This window comes from uncultured Faecalibaculum sp., from assembly GCF_910588395.1.
GTDB lineage: Bacteria > Bacillota_I > Bacilli_A > Erysipelotrichales > Erysipelotrichaceae > Faecalibaculum.
In genome coordinates, this window is record NZ_CAJUPA010000031.1 from 1 (window position 1) to 19,727 (window position 19,727).

Below are 19,727 nucleotides of genomic sequence, written 5' to 3' on the forward strand. Positions count from 1 at the left end.
AAAACTGTTAACTCTTATTTCACCAGAAATGTACACACTCATCTAACCACTAACATACTCTGTGGCAAACCGTTTTTTGACGATTCCCAGCCGGGAAGAGACCGGAGAATCCACAGCGACTTGACTGCTTTCAATCCGGAATAATCCTTCCTCATCCCATAGGGATCCGATCTCTGTCTGTAAACCGCTCTGGCGAGATAACTCAGATCCCGATTCACGAGAATCTCAGGAGGCAGCGTCTTTGAATTGACTTCCATGTGAACAAAGTACAGCTGATCTGTGATCATATCCTGAATCACGACCAGGTTGTCGTAGATGGTCCTTGTCCCGTCCGGGGCAATGACTTCCGGACTGGAGAGATCCACAGTCTGATCCAGCATGGCATCCGGATCTGATGGATCCGGATGCACTCCTTTGAAATACTGGATGCGACTGGCAATTTCCTGAATGGAAAATGGTCTGTATTCGGAAAATGTCTTTTTCAGGACCAGAGCATAAATCTGAATATCCTGAAGAAGTTCCTTTGCGTTTTCATCTCTGTAAGGATCCTCTGTAATGGCTGCATCATAGGCATGGGTGGTGATTTCAATCGTTTCTTCCATTGGACTTCCTTCCTGCATGCTTTGTGTACTGGTTAACCATGAAGGAAGTATAGACGAAGAAAAAGGAAAATACATGACATTTGATGAAAGTTAAGATAGAAAATTGCGTGTATGTCACAACTGCGTAAGATTCCTATGTCCCAGAGAAAAATCGAAAAGCCAGAACTGCAGAAAACCATCGGCGCAGAACCGTGGCTTTGCATACCGCTGCACACCATCGAACGCAAAAACAGTCAGCTGCCTGAAACAGACAACTGACTCATACCCGGACTTATACCGGTATCTCTGAAGCACTCTTCCATTACTCTGTCTGACGTTGAACAATGACAGTCTTCGACTGCCATTGTTCATGGTCAGGACAGCTTGCCGATAAACTCCTGAACCCGCTTCTTATCGGAATGAAACAGCTGCTCCGGACTCCCCTCATCCACAATCTCGCCATTTTCCACGAAGATGATCCTATCGGATACCTCCCGGGCAAACCCCAGTTCATGGGTGACAATGACCATGGTCATATGCTGACTGGCCAGCTGCTTCAGCACCGCCAGCACATCCGCTGTCAGCTCCGGGTCCAGGGCGGAAGTGGGTTCATCCAGAAACAGGATCCGGGGTTTCAGAGCCAGAGCCCGGGCCACACTCACCCGCTGCTGCTGACCCCCTGAGAGCTGACAGGGATAGGCATCGGCTTTGTCCAGCAAACCGAACTGATCCAGCAGCCTCAGTGCCTCTTTTCTGGCTTCCTCTTTGTTCTGCCTGCGAACCCGGACTGGCGCATCCATGACATTCTTCAGCACCGTATAATGAGGAAACAGATTGAAATTCTGGAACACCAGCCCAAAACTCTGATGGATTTTCTGAAGCTGCGCCGGGGAAGCATACTGTGCATCGCCGCCCAGGCCATCGCTGGCCTGACAGGCCCACACACCGTCATATCCCAGAGATCCTCCGTCCATGGTCTCCAGCATGGTGGCACAGCGCAGAAGGGTGGATTTGCCGGAACCGGAAGGACCGATGATTGTCACGATCTCGCCGTTGTCCACATGCAGGGAAATATCCTTCAGAACCTGATTGTCGCCGAAGGCCTTCCGCATGTGGGAAATGGTGAGCAGTTCTTCCCGGTTTTCAGGCTGACTTGACTGATTCATGTTCCGCCTTTCTAGTTGCTGTAATACGCATAGTGCTTTTCAATGCGCTCCATGACAAAGCTGACCACCAGATTGAAGACATAGTAGTACAGCCCGGCAATCATCAGCGGCATGATCGTGGCCTGGGCCGCTGCCAGCTGCTTGGCCATGGTGAACATTTCCGCCACTGCAATGGCAAAGGCCAGGGAGGTGTCCTTGACCAGGGTGATGATCTCGTTGGTCACCGCAGGGAGTACCTGCTTGATCAGCTGCGGCAGAATGATGTGGAAGAAGGTCTGTGTCTTCGAGTACCCCAGTACCTTTGCCGCTTCATACTGTCCTTTGGGCATAGCCTGCAGACCGCTGCGGTAGATCTCCGCAAAGTAAGCCGAATAGTTCAGGGCAAAGGCCAGGATCACGGCGATCATCCGGTATTCGGCTCCCAGACGCATCCGGAACAGATAGTAGGGGCCGAAATAGACCACGATCAGCTGCAGCATCAGCGGGGTCCCCCGCATGATGGAAATGTAGAATTTGGTGATGCCGCTGAGGATCCGGTTTCTGGACAGCCGCCCGAATGCGACCACCATGCCCAGGGGCAGGGAGAAGAGCAGGGTCAGAAAGAAGATCTCCAGGGAGACCAGCAGACCGGAGCCCAGTTCGGTGAATGTCTGCAAATCCATGCAGGATCAGTCCGCCTTGTCTGCCCGGTACTGGTCCACAACAATGAAATCCGTCAGTCCGTATTTGTCCGCCAGCTTGCTGACCGTACCGTCGTCATACAGTTTGTAGACATCCGCCTGCACCTTGTCCTTCAGCTCGTCATTGCCCTTCAGGAAACCAATGGCATATACCTCGGAGGACAGGGGTTTTTCCAGCTTCCGGAAAGCGCCTGCCCGGTTGCTCAGCTGATAATCTGCCACGCCGACATCCAGCGCCACTGCATCAATGCCGCCGGATTCCAGATCCATGAACGCAGTGTTGTAGTCACCGTACTGCGTCAGGTTCGCAAAGCTGTCAGTCAGCGCCTGGTTGTCTTCGGATTCCAGTGCCGCCAGAGCGGAGGAGTCTTTCTGCACACCGACATTCTTGCCTGCCAGATCTTCCGCTGTCTTCACATCGGAGTCTGCGGGAACCACGAACACCTGGGAGTTGTCAATGTAGGGGGTGCTGAAGGTGTACTGGTCTTCCCGGCCATCCATGGTGAACCCGTTCCAGATGCAGTCAATGGTGCCGCTGGACAGTTCCATGTCCTTGGCGTCCCAGTCAATGGGCTGCTTGACCAGTTCCCAGCCTTCCATATCGGCGACTGCCTGAGCAAGTTCCAGATCAAAACCGGTGTATTCCCCGTTTTCGTCCTTGTAGCCATAAGGCGGAAATTCGGCGTCAAATCCCACGGTAAAGGTATCTTTGTCCCCGGCATCGGCATCCGCCTTGCCGCTGTCGTTTCCGGCCGCACAGCCGGACAGCAGGGCAGCCGCACACAGCAGACCGGCTGTCAGTTTTTTCATGTTCATCACAAATGCTCCTCCTTGTACCCGATCCATGGATACAGAACAAAGGCATCTGTATCCCGAATCATCAACAATCCGATACTAACAGACCGGATTCGGTAATTCAATGCAGCATGTAACCACTTTCTGCCATTTTGTAAATTCTTTCAGAAAGACAGGTTGAAACAGGCACTCAAGCCGGCTGTTTTCTGCGCTCCCACTGCTTGTTCGTCAGCACATTCACCACATCCCGGGCCGCCGGATAAAAGGAATTGGTCCCCGGACAGGTGAGGACATACTGAAACCCCAGTTTTTCCTGTACCCGGGCAGAATTGCGGTTGAAATCCAGATGCCCGCACCACACCCGGTCAGTTCCCTGCCGGAAGGCTTCCTCCAGCAGCACTTCTGCCGCCTCCGGGATGTATCCCTTTCTCCAGTACCGGCGACCGATCCAGAACCCCAGTTCCCGCTCGCGGCTTCCGTCGTTTCGCTGCCAGCGGGACTGCCCAAACAGGGAGATGGCTCCCAGAATCTCTCCTGTATCCCGGAGCGTCACACACCAGGTACCGGGCTGACGCAGAATATCAATGACCTGCCGGCTTTCCTGTTCTGATTCATGTGGCTTCCACCCGCACAGGGGGCCGATTTCCGGATCCTGTGCCAGAGAATACAGCCAGGGGGCATCTTCCTGCTGCCATGGCCGCAGCGTGAGCCGGTCTGTGGTGAAGACCGGATGTTTCTCTTTTGTGTTCATATTCAGCTTCCTTTCTGTTCTGTGTATAAAAAGAAACTGCAGGGCTGATGCTGCTGCAGTTTCTTTTGTGTCATCTTTGCGATTATTCAGGATCCTTATGCCGCAGGAACCACGGAGACACCGAATTCATCTTCGATGTACTTCTTGATGTCATCGGACTTCAGGATTTCCACCAGCTTCTTGATGGAGTCCTTGTCCTTGTTGGATTCCTTGACTGCCACGACATTCTGATAAGTCTGAGCCGCTTCGGAATCGCTGGATTCATTGGCCCGCAGATACTCTGTGATGTTTGCAGCCAGGGCATAGTTGCCGTTGACAACTGCCACATCCACATCCGGCAGCTGGTTGGCTATCTGATCCGCAGCAGATTCAATGATTTCCACGTTCTTCGGGTTGTCAGCCACATCTGCCTTGGTGGCGTTCAGGCCGGCGCCGTCTTTCAGCGTGATGATTCCCAGATCCTGCAGCAGCAGCAGGGCGCGGGCTTCGTTGGTGGCGTCATTGGGAACGGCAATCTTGGCGTTTTCCGGAATGTTGTCCAGGTTCACTTCCTCGATTTCCTGGGCATAGGCACCCAGCGGTTCATAGTGGATGGCACCGGCAGATACGAGGTAGCCATCATCGCCGGATTTGTAGCCGTTGTCTTCGTTGTATCCTTCCAGATACGGCGAGTGCTGGAAATAGTTGGCATCCAGACTGCCATCGGATGTGGACGGGTTGATGTTGGGATAGTCGGAGAACTCGGTGATCTGCAGATCATATCCGGCTTCCTTCATGGGCTCGATGGCCTGTTCCAGGATCATTGCGTGGGGCGCTGTGGTGGCGCCGACTTTCACGGCTTCCAGTTCACCGGATGTGCCGGCATCTTCCTTGGAATCGGCAGGTACGGAAGAGCATCCGGCCAGACCGGCAGCCAGCAGGGCTGCAGCAGCGAGTTTTGCGAGTTTGTTCATGTTGTTTCCTCCACTTTCTTTTGCATCTATTCGTTTGACAGCGGTATTCCACCGGATGTCACAGTTTCATTCGGGATCAGCGGGTGAATTTTGCCACCAGCCTGTCCCCGATCAGCTGAATGATGGAAATGATCACCAGGATCAGAATGATCACCACGTAGGTGATGTCCGTCATTCGCCGGCCATTGCCGTAGCGGATGGCCATGTCTCCCAGACCGCCGGCACCGACAGCTCCCACAATGGCAATCTGGCCGATCAGGGCAATCAGCGTGATGGTAATGCCCCGGATCATGCCCGGGATGTTCTCCCGGAGATACACCTGCGTGATGATCTGCCAGTTGGTCATGCCCATGGAAATCGAGGCTTCCACAACCCCTTCAGGGATCTCCATGATGGCCGATTCAAACTGCCGGGCCATGAACGGCACCGTTCCCACGATCAGAGGCACCATGGCACCGGCAATGCCGATGGTTGTATGGAACACGAATCTGGACAGGAAGGCCAGAGCCGGAACCAGGATGATGAACGGGATTGCCCGGAACAGGTTGATGATCTTGTCCAGGATCCAGAACACCCACTTGTTGGGGGCAATTCCGCCTGGTCGTGTTACCACCACGATCATGGCCAGGATCAGGCCCAGAATGATCGAAGCCAGTCCGGACCAGAACAGCATGATCAGCGTGTCCATGACCGCTTTGGGAAACTGATTTGCGTATTCAACGACATTCGGCATCCATTCAGTCAATATTTCCACGCTTCATCACCTCCGTTCTGATACCCGAATCCCGGCAAAGAGACAGCGCATCCCTGAGCTGCTGGTCGGTTCCGGTCATTTTCGCTACGATCGTTCCAACTGGCTCATCCCGTATGACTTCAATGTTTCCGAAAATGATGGAACTCTCCACGCCCAGCTTTTCCGCCAGCCGGGAAATGATGGGTTCTGCCGCATTTTCCGGTGTATAGGTCAGTCGGACAAGCTGCTGGTTGGAATCCAGTCTTGTCAGAGGATGACCGGTGTCAATCAGTTCCTGGATCTTTGCGGAGTCATTGGTCGTATTGATGAAATTGCGGGTGATTTCCTCAACGGGATTGATGAAAATGGGAACCAGATCGTTGGTCTCCACCACCCGGCCGCTTTCCATCACCGCCACCCGGTCGCAGATTTCCTTGACCACCAGCATCTCGTGCGTGATCACCACCACGGTGATGTTGCGCTCCTTGTTGATGCGGCGGATCAGGTGCAGGATCGACTGTGTGGTCTGAGGATCCAGGGCGCTGGTTGCTTCATCGCAGAGCAGCACTTTGGGATCGCTGGCCAGGGCTCTGGCAATGGCCACCCGCTGTTTCTGACCGCCGGAGAGCTGACTGGGATAGCTGTCCCGGCGCTCCACCAGATCGATCAGATCCAGCAGTTCCATGACTTTCCGGTCGATTTCTTCCTTCGGACGTTTCTCCATCCGCAGGGGGAGCGCGATGTTTTCATACACCGTGCGGGAGCGCATGAGATTGAAATGCTGGAAGATCATGGACATCTTCTGCCTGGCCTGCCGCAGCCCTGCGGCATCCAGCTCCAGCAGGTTTTCCCCGTCGAAGATCACCTTGCCTTCCTCCGGGCGTTCCAGCAGATTCATGCACCGGACCAGTGTGGATTTTCCGGCACCGGAAAATCCGATGATTCCGAAAATCTGTCCTTCCTGAATATCCAGAGAGACATCCTTGACTGCATGGACGTCACCGTCTCTGGTCCTGAAGGTTTTTGTGACATGTTCCAGTCGGATCATGTGTATCCTCCTTGTCTGTTAAAATAAAAAACTCCCATCACAACAGGACGAGAGTGCTCGTGTTACCACCTATCTTCACAGAGTCCTCACAGGCTCTGCCTCATCAGGTACTGACATACCTTCGCGCTGTAACGGGCGCCCCCGTCATGACCTCATCCATTACGCTCGGCCATGCGATTCCAGGACCATGTTCATTCCGCTTTCAGCATGTCCTTGCACCAGACGGACACTCTCTGCAGCCTGCACCGGAATTACTCTTCCCTTCCGCATCACGTTGTACCCATGATAGCAGTCCGGACACAGCGGGTCAAAGAAAAAATGAAAATTTTTCTGTAACCGGCTTTCATGACAGCACCCCCGTGCGGATTCCCGTATAATGAAGAGCAGAAACATAACAGAAAGCGGGGTTATCCCATGTTCAAATACTCCAGCAATCCCATCTTCTGGACCGTTGCCGCTGTCATGCTCGTCACACTGGCGGACCTCACTCAGGTATCCGGAATCCAGGCACTCAATGTCCTGGCAGCCTATTTCCTGATCTGGTGGGGGTTTTATCTCTACCGGAAAAGTCTGGCCCGGCGCTGGGATCTGATGCTTCCCTGCCCGGATGGAGTCTGTGTAACAGGCCCCGGCAGGCTGCAGGCAGTGCCCTGCCTCTATGCCCTGGCCCAGTGTCTGTTTTCTCTGGTGTGCCTGACACTTGTTCAGGAGTGGACCGCCTTTGTGCTGGTGCTGGTCATTTCGCTGGCCGGCGCTCTGATCACCATGAATGCTGTGCGCAGAACCGGGGGCAGGAAGCCCGGTACAGACAAACGATGAGAAAGACACTCCGGATCTGCTTCCTGGTTCTGGCGCTGCTGCTGACCATCTTCGGCTGGAATGAATCCAGAGCCGGGGTCTTCCTGGTGTGGGCGCTGTTATGTGTGGAGGAACAGGTGAGCCTGCAGATGCAGGAAAACCGCTCCCCGGTCCCCTGGTACCACTGGTACAAGCCTCTGCTGCTGGCAGGCGCTGTGGTCTTTGTCGCCTGCGCCCTGTGGCTCGTCTTTGCCGGATAAACAGACAGAAAAAAAACGGACAGCTTCCAGTGGACTGTCCGTTCCTGTTTCCTGTACCCGCTTTCAGGATTGCTGCCTGCAGTCTGTCAGCAGCGGATAATCTGCGGCCAGACCGGGATCCCGTTTTTCACGATCCGCCGGAGGCTGCCCAGATCCGGCTGGTCAAAGAGTGCCTCCAGATCCGGGACCCGGAACACCAGCAAGTCACCCAGTTTGCCTTTTTCAATCACACCCCGGTCCTTCAGCCCCTGCGCCTGGGCCGGCCACAGGGTCATGGCTTTAAGCAGGTCCATGGCGTCTGCCTTCAGCATCTGCCGGAGATAGAACGCCGCAGGCTGAAAGGAACAGATCTGTCCCGGGCCCTGGCAGCTGAGCACGAAAGGTCTCTCCGGCAGCTTGTGGGCTCCGAAAGCCACCCGGGCAACTGTCTGGGGGCGGGAGCGGAAGACATCCTGTTTCAGTGTCCGCTGCTGCACTCTGCCGGCTTTGGTCATGACCGTGAGGATACCGCCGGACTGCAGCTTCCACAGGATGTCGTGTTCATGACGCAGCATCCCGCTCCAGGAGGATTCCTCCGGCATGGCGTAACAGGATTCGATGAAAGCTGGCACGACGATTTCGCCCGCCGCATCCAGGACTCTGGTCGCCTCATCGGTCAGGTACCGGAAATCTCCGGTTCCCACCGCGATGATCCACTCATGATGCATGGCGACAAAAGCGTTGTGCAACACAGTGTCATGGGCATCGCAGGTATACAGATTTCTGATGTTCTTGATGACAAGTGTTGCGTACATCGGATTCTCCTTGATGAACAGAATGGAATGATGAATATATGAGATTTTTTCAGAGAAAAAAGAAACCCCTGGTGGTCACCATACACGGTTTCGGCAAAAACCGGTCCAGTGAAATGGACAGCCTGTGCGCTTTTCTCAAAAGCCACGGCTATGACACCCTGCAGTTTGACATCTATGACCTGGACAACGGTCTGGATGCAGACTGGAAGGAATGGCTGCGCCGCTGTGAGAGACAGATGCATGAAGCACTGGCAAAAAACCGCCGGGTAATCCTGATTGGCTTCTCCATGGGCGGCGTCATCGCCACTCATCTGGCTACAATTTACAACATTGAAAAGCTGGTTCTGGTTGCCCCGGCTTTCCGGTATCTGGATCTGGAAAAAGTGACCCGTTCCCTGGCTTCCTCTCTCTCCGGCAGGAACAAAACCGCGGTGCCCAGTTCAGAACAGACAAAGGCGTTCCGGGAAATCGTGGACAACTGCCGGAACTCCATTGACCATGTCAACTGTCCGGTTCTGATTCTGCACGGCACAGCCGATGAAGTGATCAGCCCCTCCAGCTCCACCGAATTCTATGCCAGGATCCCTCATGAGCGTAAACGGCTTCTGTATCTGGAAGGAGCCCATCACCGCGTGCTCTATGACGGTCAGATGGAAGAAACCGCCGACTGGATCATTCTGGACTTCATCGAAGGAAAATACGGGCTGTAGATCAGTCTCGGATTTCCACAGATTACGCACTGAACGGTCCGCATGATTGTTTGTCAGAGGCTGCCTTCGGCGACCTTTTTCTGCTGCAGGAATCGTCTGGATGTCCCAAAGGACATTCCATTCACTGAATCTCCGAGTGCCATCTCTCCGACAACCTCCATTGTCTGGACACGGCGTTTCACCAGAGCCGCCGTTGCGGCTCCGGTGAATGGCCGTGAATTGCCAGCCGGCTTATTTATATTCCTCCAGCATTCCAAGCTTCAGATCCAGCAGTTTTTCCGTGAGATCCACATAATACTCCTGGGGATTGACAAAGCGTTTGATTTCCTCCCAGAGTGTATCCATTTCCCGCTTGGAATATGCCCGGATGCCTTCCAGCGTCGGGCAGTCATAGACCAGCTCGCCATGCCGGAAAATTTCCACCAGCAGCGGCCGGAGTTCATAGGTTCCCCCGGGAATCGTCTTGTATTTCCACTTCTTCATAGGATGGTAAATCGTCAGATCCTGATCCGGGTCCAGAATTTCTTCCTGCAGGGCGATCACATCCGCAATGGCCTTGCCTTCCTCCTTGTCCAGGATACGGTAGAGGTTCTTGTAGCCGGGATCCGTGGTTTTTTCGTCATTTTCCGAAATCTTGATCCGGGGAATCCACTGACCATCCCGGTTGACCGCGCTCATTTTGTACACACCGCCGAACACCGGCGTGTTTTTGGAACAGATCATGTTTTCCCCCACGCCGAAGGAGTCAATTTTCGCCCCCTGCTGATGAATCAGAGACTCGATCAGATACTCATCCAGCGAGTTGGAAACCACAATGGCGCAGTCCTGCATGCCGTTTTCATCCAGAATCTTCCGGATCTTCTTGGACAGATAGGCCATGTCTCCGGAATCGATCCGCACACCCTTGAGCCGGTATCCGTTGGGTTCCAGATATTCCTTCGCCACCCGGATCGCATTGTGAATGCCGCTTTTCAGGGTGTTGTAGGTATCAATCAGCAGTGTGCAGGCTTTCGGGAACTGTCTGGCGTAGGCCAGAAAGGCATCATACTCCGTGGGATAGCTCTGCACAAAGGAATGTGCCATGGTGCCCAGTACCGGAATGCCGAATTTCTGTCCCGCATAAGTGGTGGCTGTACCGGCACAGCCGCCGATGTAGGCAGCCCGGGCTCCCATGATGGCTGCATCAAAGTTGTGAGCCCGGCGGGCACCGAATTCCATCACCGGCCGACCTTCCGCGGCCTGCACAATGCGTCTGGCTTTGGTGGCAATCAGCGTCTGATGGTTCAGCGCCAGCAGCAGGGCTGTTTCCACCAGCTGCGCTTCAATGATGGGAGCCTTGACCCGCACCAGCGGCTCGTGGGGGAACACAGGTGTTCCCTCTGGAATCGCCCAGAGATCCCCTGTAAAGCGGATATCCGCCAGATAGTCGAGAAATGCCGGTGTGAACTGATTCAGACTTCGCAGGTAGGCGATGTCCTCCGGTTCAAACCGCAGGTTCTGAACATAGTCAATGACCTGCTCCAGGCCGCAGAACACCGCCAGCCCCCCATCATCCGGGTTGCGGCGGTAAAAGAGGTCAAAGACCACTTCCGTGTCCTTCAGACCATCTTCAAAATATACCTGACTCATTGTCAGTTCATAGAAGTCCATGACCAGGCTCAGGTTGCGAATCTCTTTCATGATCAGTCTCTCTTTCCTTCAGCCGGAGCGGCTTCAATTCCGTCGCAGACCAGCACACCACTGGCAGCCATGATGTCCAGTGCCATCTTCTGCCACTGGGCTGCATTGTGTACGTCATCCATGTGGTAGGTTGCGGTGCAGTCAGCAGGCACGATGACCCGGCTGTGGATGCCATGCTCGTTGAAGCAGGCATTCAGCGACAGAGCAAACTGCAGTATGCAGATATCCGTGCAGCAGCCGGTGATGATCCAGTCCGTAAACCGGTCGCCGTTTTCCACAAAAAACTTCCGGAAAGCCGGAGACTGGAATGCGTCTGTACTGTTTTTTGGCAGTTTTGTCTTCACATAGGGCTGCAGTTCGTCAATGACAGCTGACTCTTCCGTGCCTTTCAGACAATGCGCCGGAAATGCTTCAAACTCCCGGGCATCCGCATCATGTTCATCTGTGATGAACACCGGTTCCCCTGGCAGCGCTTCGATCAGCTGACTGATCTTCGGTGCAATACCGGCAATGGCAGGATCTGCCAGGGCTCCCTCTCTGGCGAACCCGTTGATCATATCCACAACAAACAGAACCGGCTCATGAAGTTCTGTGACATTCAGTTTCATATATTCCCTCCCGGACTGTGACAGTCCGTACAATCTTGTCTATTATACCACTGGCCTCCCTCTGCCGCCGGGCGTATTCTGAAAAGAGAGGATGGAAGAATGGAAACAAAACTTGCACAAAATTCCCTGGTGATCCGGCTGGATCCGGGAGAAGAACTCATTGAATGTCTGCTGACCGCCTGCCAGGTGCAGAATATACACTGTGCCCAGGTGACAGGCATTGGCGCGGCGAAGAAAATCACCTGCGGTGTCTTCAATCCGAAGACCAAAGAATACCATTCCAGAAAGTTCAAAGGCATATTTGAAATCACCAGCCTGAACGGCACAGTCACCACGATGGACGGCGGTCTGTATCCGCATCTGCACATCACCTTTGCGGATGAAGACTACAAAGTCCGGGGCGGTCATCTGAACAAATGCGTGATCAGTGCCACGGCAGAGATCGTTCTGACGATCCTGGACATGAACATTGACCGGGAAAACAGCAAGGAGATCGGACTGAATCTCTTCAAGTTCTGATTGCGGAATTCAAAAAGGCCAGGAAACCTGATCAGGTTCCCTGGCGGAAAGGGACGGAATTACTCTTCGTCCTTTTTCTTTTTGTCTTTGCGGGAAAGTTTCGCAGCACCAATCATGCCCAGTCCTGCAGCACCCATGATGGATGTCCACAGAGCAGGATCAAGACCCAGAGCCGTGGGAGTCTTTGCCGCTTTCTTCGTCTCGGATTTCGCCGGAGTCTTCGGCGTTTCATCCTTCTTCGGTGCTTCCGGTTCTGCCGGTTTCGGTGTGACTTTCAGCGTGCCCAGCGTTTCCGTGACTTCATAGTCCGCCGCTTCTGCGTCGGTCCATTTCAGTTCACAGATGTTGACACTTTCGCCCACCTCAGTCTGGCTTCCAGTGACAACCAGTTCCACCTGATCGCCCTCAGCAAGACCTTCCAGTCTGCCGCCGGCAGTCAGCGGTTTGCCGTCGTACACCTTCTCTGCGCTGCCGGTGATGACCGTCAGTTTCGCAGGCACGATTTCCAGAACTGCGGATGTTTCCGCATCTTCGTAGTTACCGTGAACCGCACGGGCGTAAATGGTGTATTTGCCCACGTGCCTGAAAGCAGGCAGTTCATCTGTCCACGCCTGACCATCCACAGAATACTGAACCTTGGCATCCTTAATATCGGAGGAAGCGGCTTCCAGCGTCTGATCCTTGCCGTTGTAAGTGACAGTCCTGTCAGCCAGTGCCAGCTTGTGGTTTTCAGCCGCAGCCTTCTTCACAGTCAGCGTACCGTGCTGCACTTCAATGTTGTAGTTGGCTTCGATGTTGTCCGGATCCTCGGAGGCGATACCCAGGAATCTGGCAACTCGGGACAGGGTGGTGGCTCCACCCCGCTTGTTGAAGCGGTACTGGAACTCGTTGGCTTTGGAGCCTGCATCGGTGATGGAAGCAAAAGTGTGGAACTCGGGTTCTTCGCCTGCCACAAATCCGTCACCTGATTCATGCACGTTGACCTTTTCGTGTCGGTGCTCCGCTCCGTCATAGATCCATTCCTGATCCTCACTGACAAGCAGCACGTTCCGTTTCGTGATTTCCACTGTCACGGTTTTGGACGTTTCCTTGCAGTTCGGGTTGTCCGTTTTTGCAGTGACTTCCCATTTGCCGCTATTGGTGAATGCCGGCACTTCCTTTGAGGTAGTGGTTTCGCCTGTTGCCAGATCCTTCACGGTATAGGTGAAGTTGCCGTCGATTGGCTTACCTTCCTGGTTGGAAGCAGATGCCTTCACTGCAACTGTCTTGCCATCGTACTTTTTGCTCAAACCTTCAGCTGTAATGTCAGCTCCATCAGCCTCGACTACAATTGTCGGAACAGACTGTTCGATGACCAGTTCACCAAACTTCAGTGTGATGTCATAGTTGTCAGCATTTACCCCCTGTGTAAAGCTGCAGGAGAATTTGTTGGTATAAGTTCCAGCATCCACAGGCTTGGTATCCGTACCGAATACATAAGCCGGTTTTTCACCTTCAACAAAATCGTCTCCTTCCAGGAATACGTTCTCATTGCCGAGAGCATAGCCATCATAGACTTTCTTGTCACTGGCACTGGTCAACGTCAGAACACGTTTGGCAATGGTCAGAGTACCGTTTTCAGTCACGACTTTAAACTGTTTTGTAACATTATTACCATATTCATCCTGAACTACAGCCGTACCGATGACGCTATTTACATAAGTGCCAGCATCCCTGCCAGTCACAGATGCGCTCAGACCTGTCACAGAGTATTTATGGCCTTTCCATTCGAACGTTGTTCCTTCCAGACCGGATACTGTGTGATCATTTCCATCATATTTGGCATTGCCGGACAGGGCTTTCACTGTGACTTTGTCACTTTCCTTCTCCTGTTCAGTTCTGTCAGTGATAATCAGAGTACCTTCCACTTTGGAGATGTTGTAGTTGATATCTTTTGTGTTTTCAGTCAGACGATAAGTGAAGGTATTCGGCGTAGTTCCAGGCAGCAGGATGGATCCTGTAACGTTATACGTTGCTCCTTCGCCTTCCACAAATCCTTCAGCAGTTACCTCATCATTGGTCAGAGGAGAACCATCGTAAGTCTTCTTGTCATCAGCAGATGTAATCCTTACAGCCTTTTTATTGATAGTCAGAGAGCCATCTTCAGTTTCAACTTTAAACTGAGCTGTCACATCGTTGCCGTCAGCATCAAGAACCTTGGCCGTACCCACAACTTCACTGGTATAGCCTTCTTCATTTGCATCCGTTCCCTTTGCTTCAGCACTCAGTCCTTCGACTGTATACTGATGATCTTTCCACTCAAAGGAAGTACCTTCCAGACCGGATACAGACTGTTCTTTACCGTTGTAGGTAACTGTATCGGAAATCGCGCTGACTTTGACAGGCTCTTTCTCCTTGTCTTCAGTGGAACGGTTGTGGATGGTCAGCCTGCCGAGTTGGGTAGCAATCTCATAGTTATCTGCAGAAGTGCCATCCTTCAAAACATAGTCGAATGTGTTGTCGATAAATCCCGGCAGCGTGATGGAAGCAAAGTTGCTGTAGGAAGCTCCTTCTCCCTCCACAAAACCGTCTCCAGTCACATCTACAGTCTTGGCAGTCAGTTCAGAACCGTCATAGTCTTTGGAATCACTACCGGATGTCAGCGTGACTTTCCGCTTGTTGATGACAAGTTCTCCATCAACCGTAGTGACTTTGAACTGAGCTGTGACATCGTTACCGGCTTCATCTTTGATGACGGGAGTACCTACTACAGTGTTGGTATATCTTCCTGCATTTGTACCGGCGGCTTCAGCAGTCAAACCGGAAATTGTGTAAGTATGACCATTCCAGCCAAATTTGGATATATCCACACCACTGACTGTTTGCACTTTACCATTGTAGGTAACATTGTCGCTTGCAGCTTTGACAGTTACTTCGAACTTATCACTATCTGCCCGATCTGTGATAGACAGCTGGCCATATACAGGTTTGATATCGTAGTTTTCAGACTTAGTACCGTTGTTCAGTTCATAGTCGAATGTGTTATCAACCGTATCAGGCAGTGTAATGGATGCAAAGTTGCTGTATGAAGCTCCTTCACCTTCCACAAAGCCGTCTCCTGTTACATCTACGGTCTTAGCAGTCAGCGCAGAACCATCATAAGGTTTTCCTGCAGTCGCAGATGTCAGTGTAACATCTCTCTTGCTGATGGTCAGAACACCTTTTTCCGTTGTGACATTAAACTGACTGGTCACATCGTTGCCCTGGGCATCCTTAACAATCGCAGTTCCTGTCACAACATTGTCATAACTGCCTGCATCCTTGCCGGAACCAGTTGCAGTCAGACCCTCGACTTTATACTGGTGGTTATTCCAGGTAAAAGATGTACCGGATTTGAGTCCCGAGACAGTCTGTGTCTGACCGTTGTACTTAACAGTATCCGACTTGGCAACAACAGTGACAGTATATTTCTTGGTCTCGTCAATATCTGTGACGTTCAGTTTGCCGTATTCCGTTTTAATGACGTAGTTGCTCTTGTCTGTACCTGTTTTGAGCGTGTAGTCGAAGGTGTTATCACTGGTACCCGGAATTGTCTGAGAACCTGTATAAGTATAATTTGCCCCTTCATTCTGGACAAAACCATCACCTGCTACATCAACTTCATGTTTGGTCAGCGGATTGCCATCATAGGGCTTTTCTGCAGATTTGGATGTAATCGTCACATTTCTGGGAGAAATCGTCACAGTTGCAATCAAATCCTCTCGAACCTGGTTATCTGCACTGCGGACTTTGACTCTGACTTTCTGGCTGTCAGTTACGTTGGTAAAGGAATTCTCCAGCTGCTTTGTCCCATCCTCACTCCAGAAAGTAACGATATCTGAGGGAACTGTACCAGAAACATTCAGGCTGCAGGCCGTACCGTCATACTTCTTAGCGATGTTATCAACAGATACAGTGCGCAGGTCGCGTGTGAAAGAGCCGACAAATGTCACATTCTTTGAAGGCATGGTGAATTTGTCGTTGGAATTGACTGTTACATCAGAAGTTGTCCATCCAGTAAAGATATAGCCTTCCAGAATCAGATCGTCCGCAACTGTATCCACAGCCCCTGTACGAAGCTGTTTTGATGCAGGGAGATTACCTGTATATAAATCCCGGAATGCCGGATCCAGCTGGTAAGTAACTGTATGTTCGCAGCGTCTGTACTCAACCCGGATAACCGTACTGTCGTCTGCTTTTACAGCAGCTTTCAAGTCATTTCCAGAAGTAATCGGGGTGTAATCTTCGAACGTTTTGAGTGTCGCGGTTACAAAGGAACCAACTGGAACATTGTTTATGACTTCGGGAGCCTGCAGTACGGTTTCAACACCGTTTTCTTCGATGCCAATGTATTCCACTTTATAAGAAGCAGAAGTGCTTGCATATTTGAAGACAATTTCCTTGTTCTTATCATCAACTGACAGTGTCTGAATCGGATCACTAGTCAGCTGATAGCCTTCAATGGCAACCGCAAGTTCCTGAACCAGGGTGTTGCGGATATCTTCAACAACCTTGCGCTCAAGAATTTCCTTTCCGTCTTTATCCACATATCTGACTGTATAGCTCCAGGTCTGAACCGGCTTGCAGGTAAATACAACCACATTTTCCGCAGCCTTCTGACCTGCTACCAGTGTTTTGACAGTTTCAGTGGGGTAATAGCTTGTACCATTCACTTCAATCAGAGAATCCGCAGTAACCTGCGTGGTTGTGCCAACAGTTACAGGTTCTGTGACCTGAACAGTCTTCAGCTCATTGCCATTTTCATCCACATACTTGATGGAGTAGGTTGTCTGGTTGTCACTTTCCCACTTGGCGTACAGAGTCAGGTGATTGCCAATCTGCGTACCGGGAACAAATGCATGGGCGAAATCCGGATCAGTATACCAGCCCTGGAAGTCGTCATAATTCACCGGAGGTGTTTCAATGATTGAGCCCTTTTCCAGAGTTTTGCTGTCATAGCTCAGACCATCCCTGTTCGTCACATATGAAACTGTATACTTGGCCTTTTCCCAGTGGGCATACAGCTGAACAACGTGAGAAGGCATAATCATATCTGTATTTACATCAACCTTTTCTCCACCTACAGGAGCTGTATACCAGCCGGCAAATTTGACATCGCTGTCTTCCGTGGCAGGAGGTGTAGCGGTTTTCGGCAGATACTGTCCGATGGGAGCTTCAAACTTCACGGATTTGGAAGGAATGGGCTCACAGTTGTTGAACTGCAAGGCGTAGGAGTTACGGGTATATTTCAAATACCCACCCCCACCTTCATAAACTACATCCTTATCGTTAATACCGATTCCATGAAGTTCTTTGGGAGTTTGTTCAAACCAGTTGGAGTCGAATTCCGGCTGTTTCCAGCTATCATACTTAAACCCATCAATTGGCTGCTTATCCTCTTCAGTGAGATTTCCATAATTGAATCCACCTACACTCTGTTTCAATTCATATTCCCCAGGGGTAAATGTCTCTACATAATAGTTGACAACCATATTGCCCCCGGAATTTTGGGCATAACAGGTAAATCCGTCAAGAGGCATATTTGTAAAGGCTGAATAATATGTATGACCACCTGGTTTAGTAGACCATACGTAACCCTTCGCGCTTGAATCCCATTTGGCTGAAATATCAGTTCCGTACTTGGCAGTGATCCTTCTTGAAGTATCTTCTTTCCAGTTTCTGCCACTCTTCACCATGAATTTGATTTCATAGGTCTTCCGGTCATAATAGACATTCTTCACAGCCTGTCCATCAGCCGAAATGGTTACGGGTTCTTTGGACTTATCACTGTTTAGATGGAACCCTTTGTACCGGTTATCTTCTGCCTGGTAGGGGATAGAGTCTCCAACCTTACCGGTGCCAGTGACTACATCCGGCTTTCCATTCTTATCCTGCGCCAGCTCATAGCCGCCGTTGATGCCTTCCTGCCAGTAGTTGACAGTGTAACGGGCTTCGTCGTTGGCAACCCATTTCGCAGTGGCAACCACATCGGCAGCAGGCATAACCGGGTGGTCTGCATCTACCCCCTGGGTATACTCCCAGCCGACAAACCGGTATCCGAGCTTTGTCGGCTTTTCAGGCTGCTCGATTGCTTCATCCACATACACAGATGTGGGTGCAACATATGAACCGCCTTCACCAGTCTGGAAGGTAACCGTATAAGCATTCGGAGCATAACGCACTTCAGCCACGGTTCCTTCACCCTTGATGGTGACATTGTTCACTGCCTTAACGGTGTAGCCTGCGAATTCCTTCGGCTGCGCTGCTGTCGGTGTATTGATACCGCCAGTCAGAGTTTCTGTTACGACATCCTTCGTCTCGTTGACTGTTCCATCGGCTTTCAGGAATACATGTTTGACCGTATACTCTGTCTCTACACCTTTATATTCAACATTGATGACAGTACTCTCTGTCGGCTTGTTAAATGTATAGGAATCAGTCTCCTTGCCATCCACATAGGTTTCACAGCCTGCCACTTTCGGGAATACAACCGTTCCATCGTATGTATTCGGCTGTACTTCTGCAATCCAGGGCTGGTCCACCATAACGCTGGTACCCTCATAGGTATAGTTGATCTGGAGCGTGATGGCTTCCGCCAGTTTTTCATACCAGGCGACAAATACAGTTGCTTTTGTAATCGGAGCATTTGCATCCTGACTCCAGCCAGTAAACATATATCCTTCCGGACAGTTGATAGCCGGAGCGACTGCGTGTTCCCCTTCCTTGATCCACTGTGTAACAATGGGTGTTTCCTTCTGAATCAGATTGCCGTCCTTGACTTCCTGATCATAGAACTTCACTTCATAATATGTTGCTGCTTTATCAGCAGGTTCTTCCTGTTCCTCTTCCGTGTCGGCTTTTACCTCATCAGCAGGCTTTTCCTCCGCTGTCTGTTCCGATTCTTTGGACTCTTCCGGCTTTGCAGTTTCTTCAGCCTTGTTTTCCTGTTTCTCTTCTTCCTTTTCAGCAGGCTCTTCTTCCACAGGCTTCACGTATTCATAGGTGAAAACAACGTCCATGCCTGTGGTCAGTTCCTGCAGATCTCCGGTTTCCAGCAGACAGAAAACCCGCTCACCGTTTTTGGAGTTCCATTTGCGGACTGCAGTGATTGTCTGTCCGTTTACCTCGGCTTTTCTGAAAAAGTAATTCTGAGCCTCCATGACGGGGGCTTTTTCCTTGATGACACCCATGTCCACCAGAACGGGGCTGACTGTCTCATCGGTTCCTGTCAGCTTCACACTGGCTGTATAAGTGCCAGCCTCTTCCATCTCCGCGAAAGCCGGAACCGTTTCCTCTTCTTCCGCAGGAGTTTCAGCCGGCGCTGTGGCGGGTGCATCCTGCACTTCCGGAACTTCCGTCACCGGAGTCTCTGCATCTGCAGGTTCATCAGATTCCTGAATGACGGCATCATCCGACATTTCACCGGCAGTCTGATCGTCCCCGGCTTCGCCTATGATCGGTTCATTGCCTTCTTCGCCTTCATTGGCCATGACTGCCCAGGGCTGCCCGGTGGCCTGAAGCGTCATCAGAAACGCCAGCGTTGCCGCCAGATTCTTCTTTGACTTCATACCTGTTTCCTTTCCTTGCTCAAAACGCTCCGGTCTGTCATATGACGATATGTTACAGATTAGTA

Annotated in this window: 17 protein-coding genes and 1 other annotated feature; of the genes, 5 read left to right on the forward strand and 12 right to left on the reverse strand. The window is 51.7% G+C overall.

The features are described from left to right. Positions 1–38: 38 nt before the first annotated feature. Positions 39–602 carry a hypothetical protein gene (locus QZ305_RS08925; protein WP_294731399.1) on the reverse strand — a complete coding sequence of 188 codons (564 nt, stop codon included), beginning with the start codon at positions 600–602 and terminating at the stop codon, positions 39–41. 111 nt (positions 603–713) lie between these two features. On the opposite strand from QZ305_RS08925, the gene QZ305_RS08930 reads away from it, so the two are divergent. Further along, the gene (locus QZ305_RS08930; RefSeq protein WP_294731400.1) at positions 714–860 is read left to right on the forward strand and encodes a hypothetical protein; all 147 of its coding nucleotides are present in this window, start codon (positions 714–716) and stop codon (positions 858–860) included. 95 nt (positions 861–955) lie between these two features. On the opposite strand, the gene QZ305_RS08935 is transcribed toward QZ305_RS08930, so the two are convergent. From QZ305_RS08935 to QZ305_RS08965, 7 genes are all read right to left on the reverse strand, one after another. After that, a complete protein-coding gene (locus QZ305_RS08935) occupies positions 956–1,747 on the reverse strand; it encodes an amino acid ABC transporter ATP-binding protein (RefSeq protein ID WP_294731402.1) in 792 nt (263 codons plus the stop codon). Between the two features lie 11 nt (positions 1,748–1,758). Beyond that, on the reverse strand, positions 1,759–2,409 hold the full coding sequence (locus QZ305_RS08940) for an amino acid ABC transporter permease (RefSeq protein WP_294731403.1): 651 nt from the start codon (positions 2,407–2,409) through the stop codon (positions 1,759–1,761). A 6-nt stretch (positions 2,410–2,415) separates the two neighbouring features. After that, positions 2,416–3,243, reverse strand: a complete 828-nt coding sequence (locus QZ305_RS08945; RefSeq protein ID WP_294731404.1) for an amino acid ABC transporter substrate-binding protein — start codon at positions 3,241–3,243, stop codon at positions 2,416–2,418. 169 nt (positions 3,244–3,412) lie between these two features. Then, positions 3,413–3,973, reverse strand: a complete 561-nt coding sequence (locus QZ305_RS08950) for a GNAT family N-acetyltransferase (RefSeq protein WP_294731407.1) — start codon at positions 3,971–3,973, stop codon at positions 3,413–3,415. 95 nt (positions 3,974–4,068) lie between these two features. Continuing rightward, positions 4,069–4,926, reverse strand: coding sequence for a MetQ/NlpA family ABC transporter substrate-binding protein (locus QZ305_RS08955; RefSeq protein ID WP_294731409.1), 858 nt, complete (start codon positions 4,924–4,926; stop codon positions 4,069–4,071). A gap of 76 nt (positions 4,927–5,002) precedes the next feature. After that, positions 5,003–5,659 carry a methionine ABC transporter permease gene (locus QZ305_RS08960; RefSeq protein ID WP_294731411.1) on the reverse strand — a complete coding sequence of 219 codons (657 nt, stop codon included), beginning with the start codon at positions 5,657–5,659 and terminating at the stop codon, positions 5,003–5,005. 4 nt (positions 5,660–5,663) lie between these two features. Beyond that, positions 5,664–6,707, reverse strand: a complete 1,044-nt coding sequence (locus tag QZ305_RS08965) for a methionine ABC transporter ATP-binding protein (protein ID WP_294731412.1) — start codon at positions 6,705–6,707, stop codon at positions 5,664–5,666. A 40-nt stretch (positions 6,708–6,747) separates the two neighbouring features. After that, positions 6,748–6,983 (reverse strand) — a binding site (T-box leader). A 138-nt stretch (positions 6,984–7,121) separates the two neighbouring features. Between QZ305_RS08965 and QZ305_RS08970 the strand changes: the two genes are divergently transcribed. Beyond that, complete coding sequence (locus QZ305_RS08970; protein WP_294731414.1) at positions 7,122–7,526, forward strand: hypothetical protein; 405 nt, start codon at positions 7,122–7,124, stop codon at positions 7,524–7,526. Further along, on the forward strand, positions 7,523–7,765 hold the full coding sequence (locus QZ305_RS08975) for a hypothetical protein (RefSeq protein WP_294731418.1): 243 nt from the start codon (positions 7,523–7,525) through the stop codon (positions 7,763–7,765). Before QZ305_RS08970 ends, QZ305_RS08975 begins: the two co-directional genes overlap by 4 nt. Positions 7,766–7,851: 86 nt before the next feature. Here the strand turns inward: QZ305_RS08975 and QZ305_RS08980 are convergent, their stop codons facing one another. Beyond that, positions 7,852–8,559 carry an amidohydrolase family protein gene (locus QZ305_RS08980; RefSeq protein WP_294731420.1) on the reverse strand — a complete coding sequence of 236 codons (708 nt, stop codon included), beginning with the start codon at positions 8,557–8,559 and terminating at the stop codon, positions 7,852–7,854. A gap of 38 nt (positions 8,560–8,597) precedes the next feature. On the opposite strand from QZ305_RS08980, the gene QZ305_RS08985 reads away from it, so the two are divergent. After that, positions 8,598–9,269 carry a carboxylesterase gene (locus QZ305_RS08985; RefSeq protein ID WP_294731421.1) on the forward strand — a complete coding sequence of 224 codons (672 nt, stop codon included), beginning with the start codon at positions 8,598–8,600 and terminating at the stop codon, positions 9,267–9,269. 231 nt (positions 9,270–9,500) lie between these two features. Here the strand turns inward: QZ305_RS08985 and QZ305_RS08990 are convergent, their stop codons facing one another. Together QZ305_RS08990 and QZ305_RS08995 are read right to left on the reverse strand one after the other, a co-directional pair. Beyond that, on the reverse strand, positions 9,501–10,949 hold the full coding sequence (locus QZ305_RS08990; RefSeq protein WP_294731422.1) for a nicotinate phosphoribosyltransferase: 1,449 nt from the start codon (positions 10,947–10,949) through the stop codon (positions 9,501–9,503). Positions 10,950–10,951: 2 nt separating this feature from the next. Beyond that, positions 10,952–11,557: a cysteine hydrolase family protein gene (locus tag QZ305_RS08995; protein WP_294731424.1), complete on the reverse strand. Its 606-nt coding sequence runs from the start codon at positions 11,555–11,557 to the stop codon at positions 10,952–10,954. A 99-nt stretch (positions 11,558–11,656) separates the two neighbouring features. On the opposite strand from QZ305_RS08995, the gene QZ305_RS09000 reads away from it, so the two are divergent. Then, a complete protein-coding gene (locus QZ305_RS09000; protein ID WP_294731425.1) occupies positions 11,657–12,076 on the forward strand; it encodes a PPC domain-containing DNA-binding protein in 420 nt (139 codons plus the stop codon). Between the two features lie 59 nt (positions 12,077–12,135). On the opposite strand, the gene QZ305_RS09005 is transcribed toward QZ305_RS09000, so the two are convergent. Beyond that, positions 12,136–19,662, reverse strand: coding sequence for an InlB B-repeat-containing protein (locus QZ305_RS09005; protein WP_294731427.1), 7,527 nt, complete (start codon positions 19,660–19,662; stop codon positions 12,136–12,138). Between the last annotated feature and the right edge of the window lie 65 nt (positions 19,663–19,727).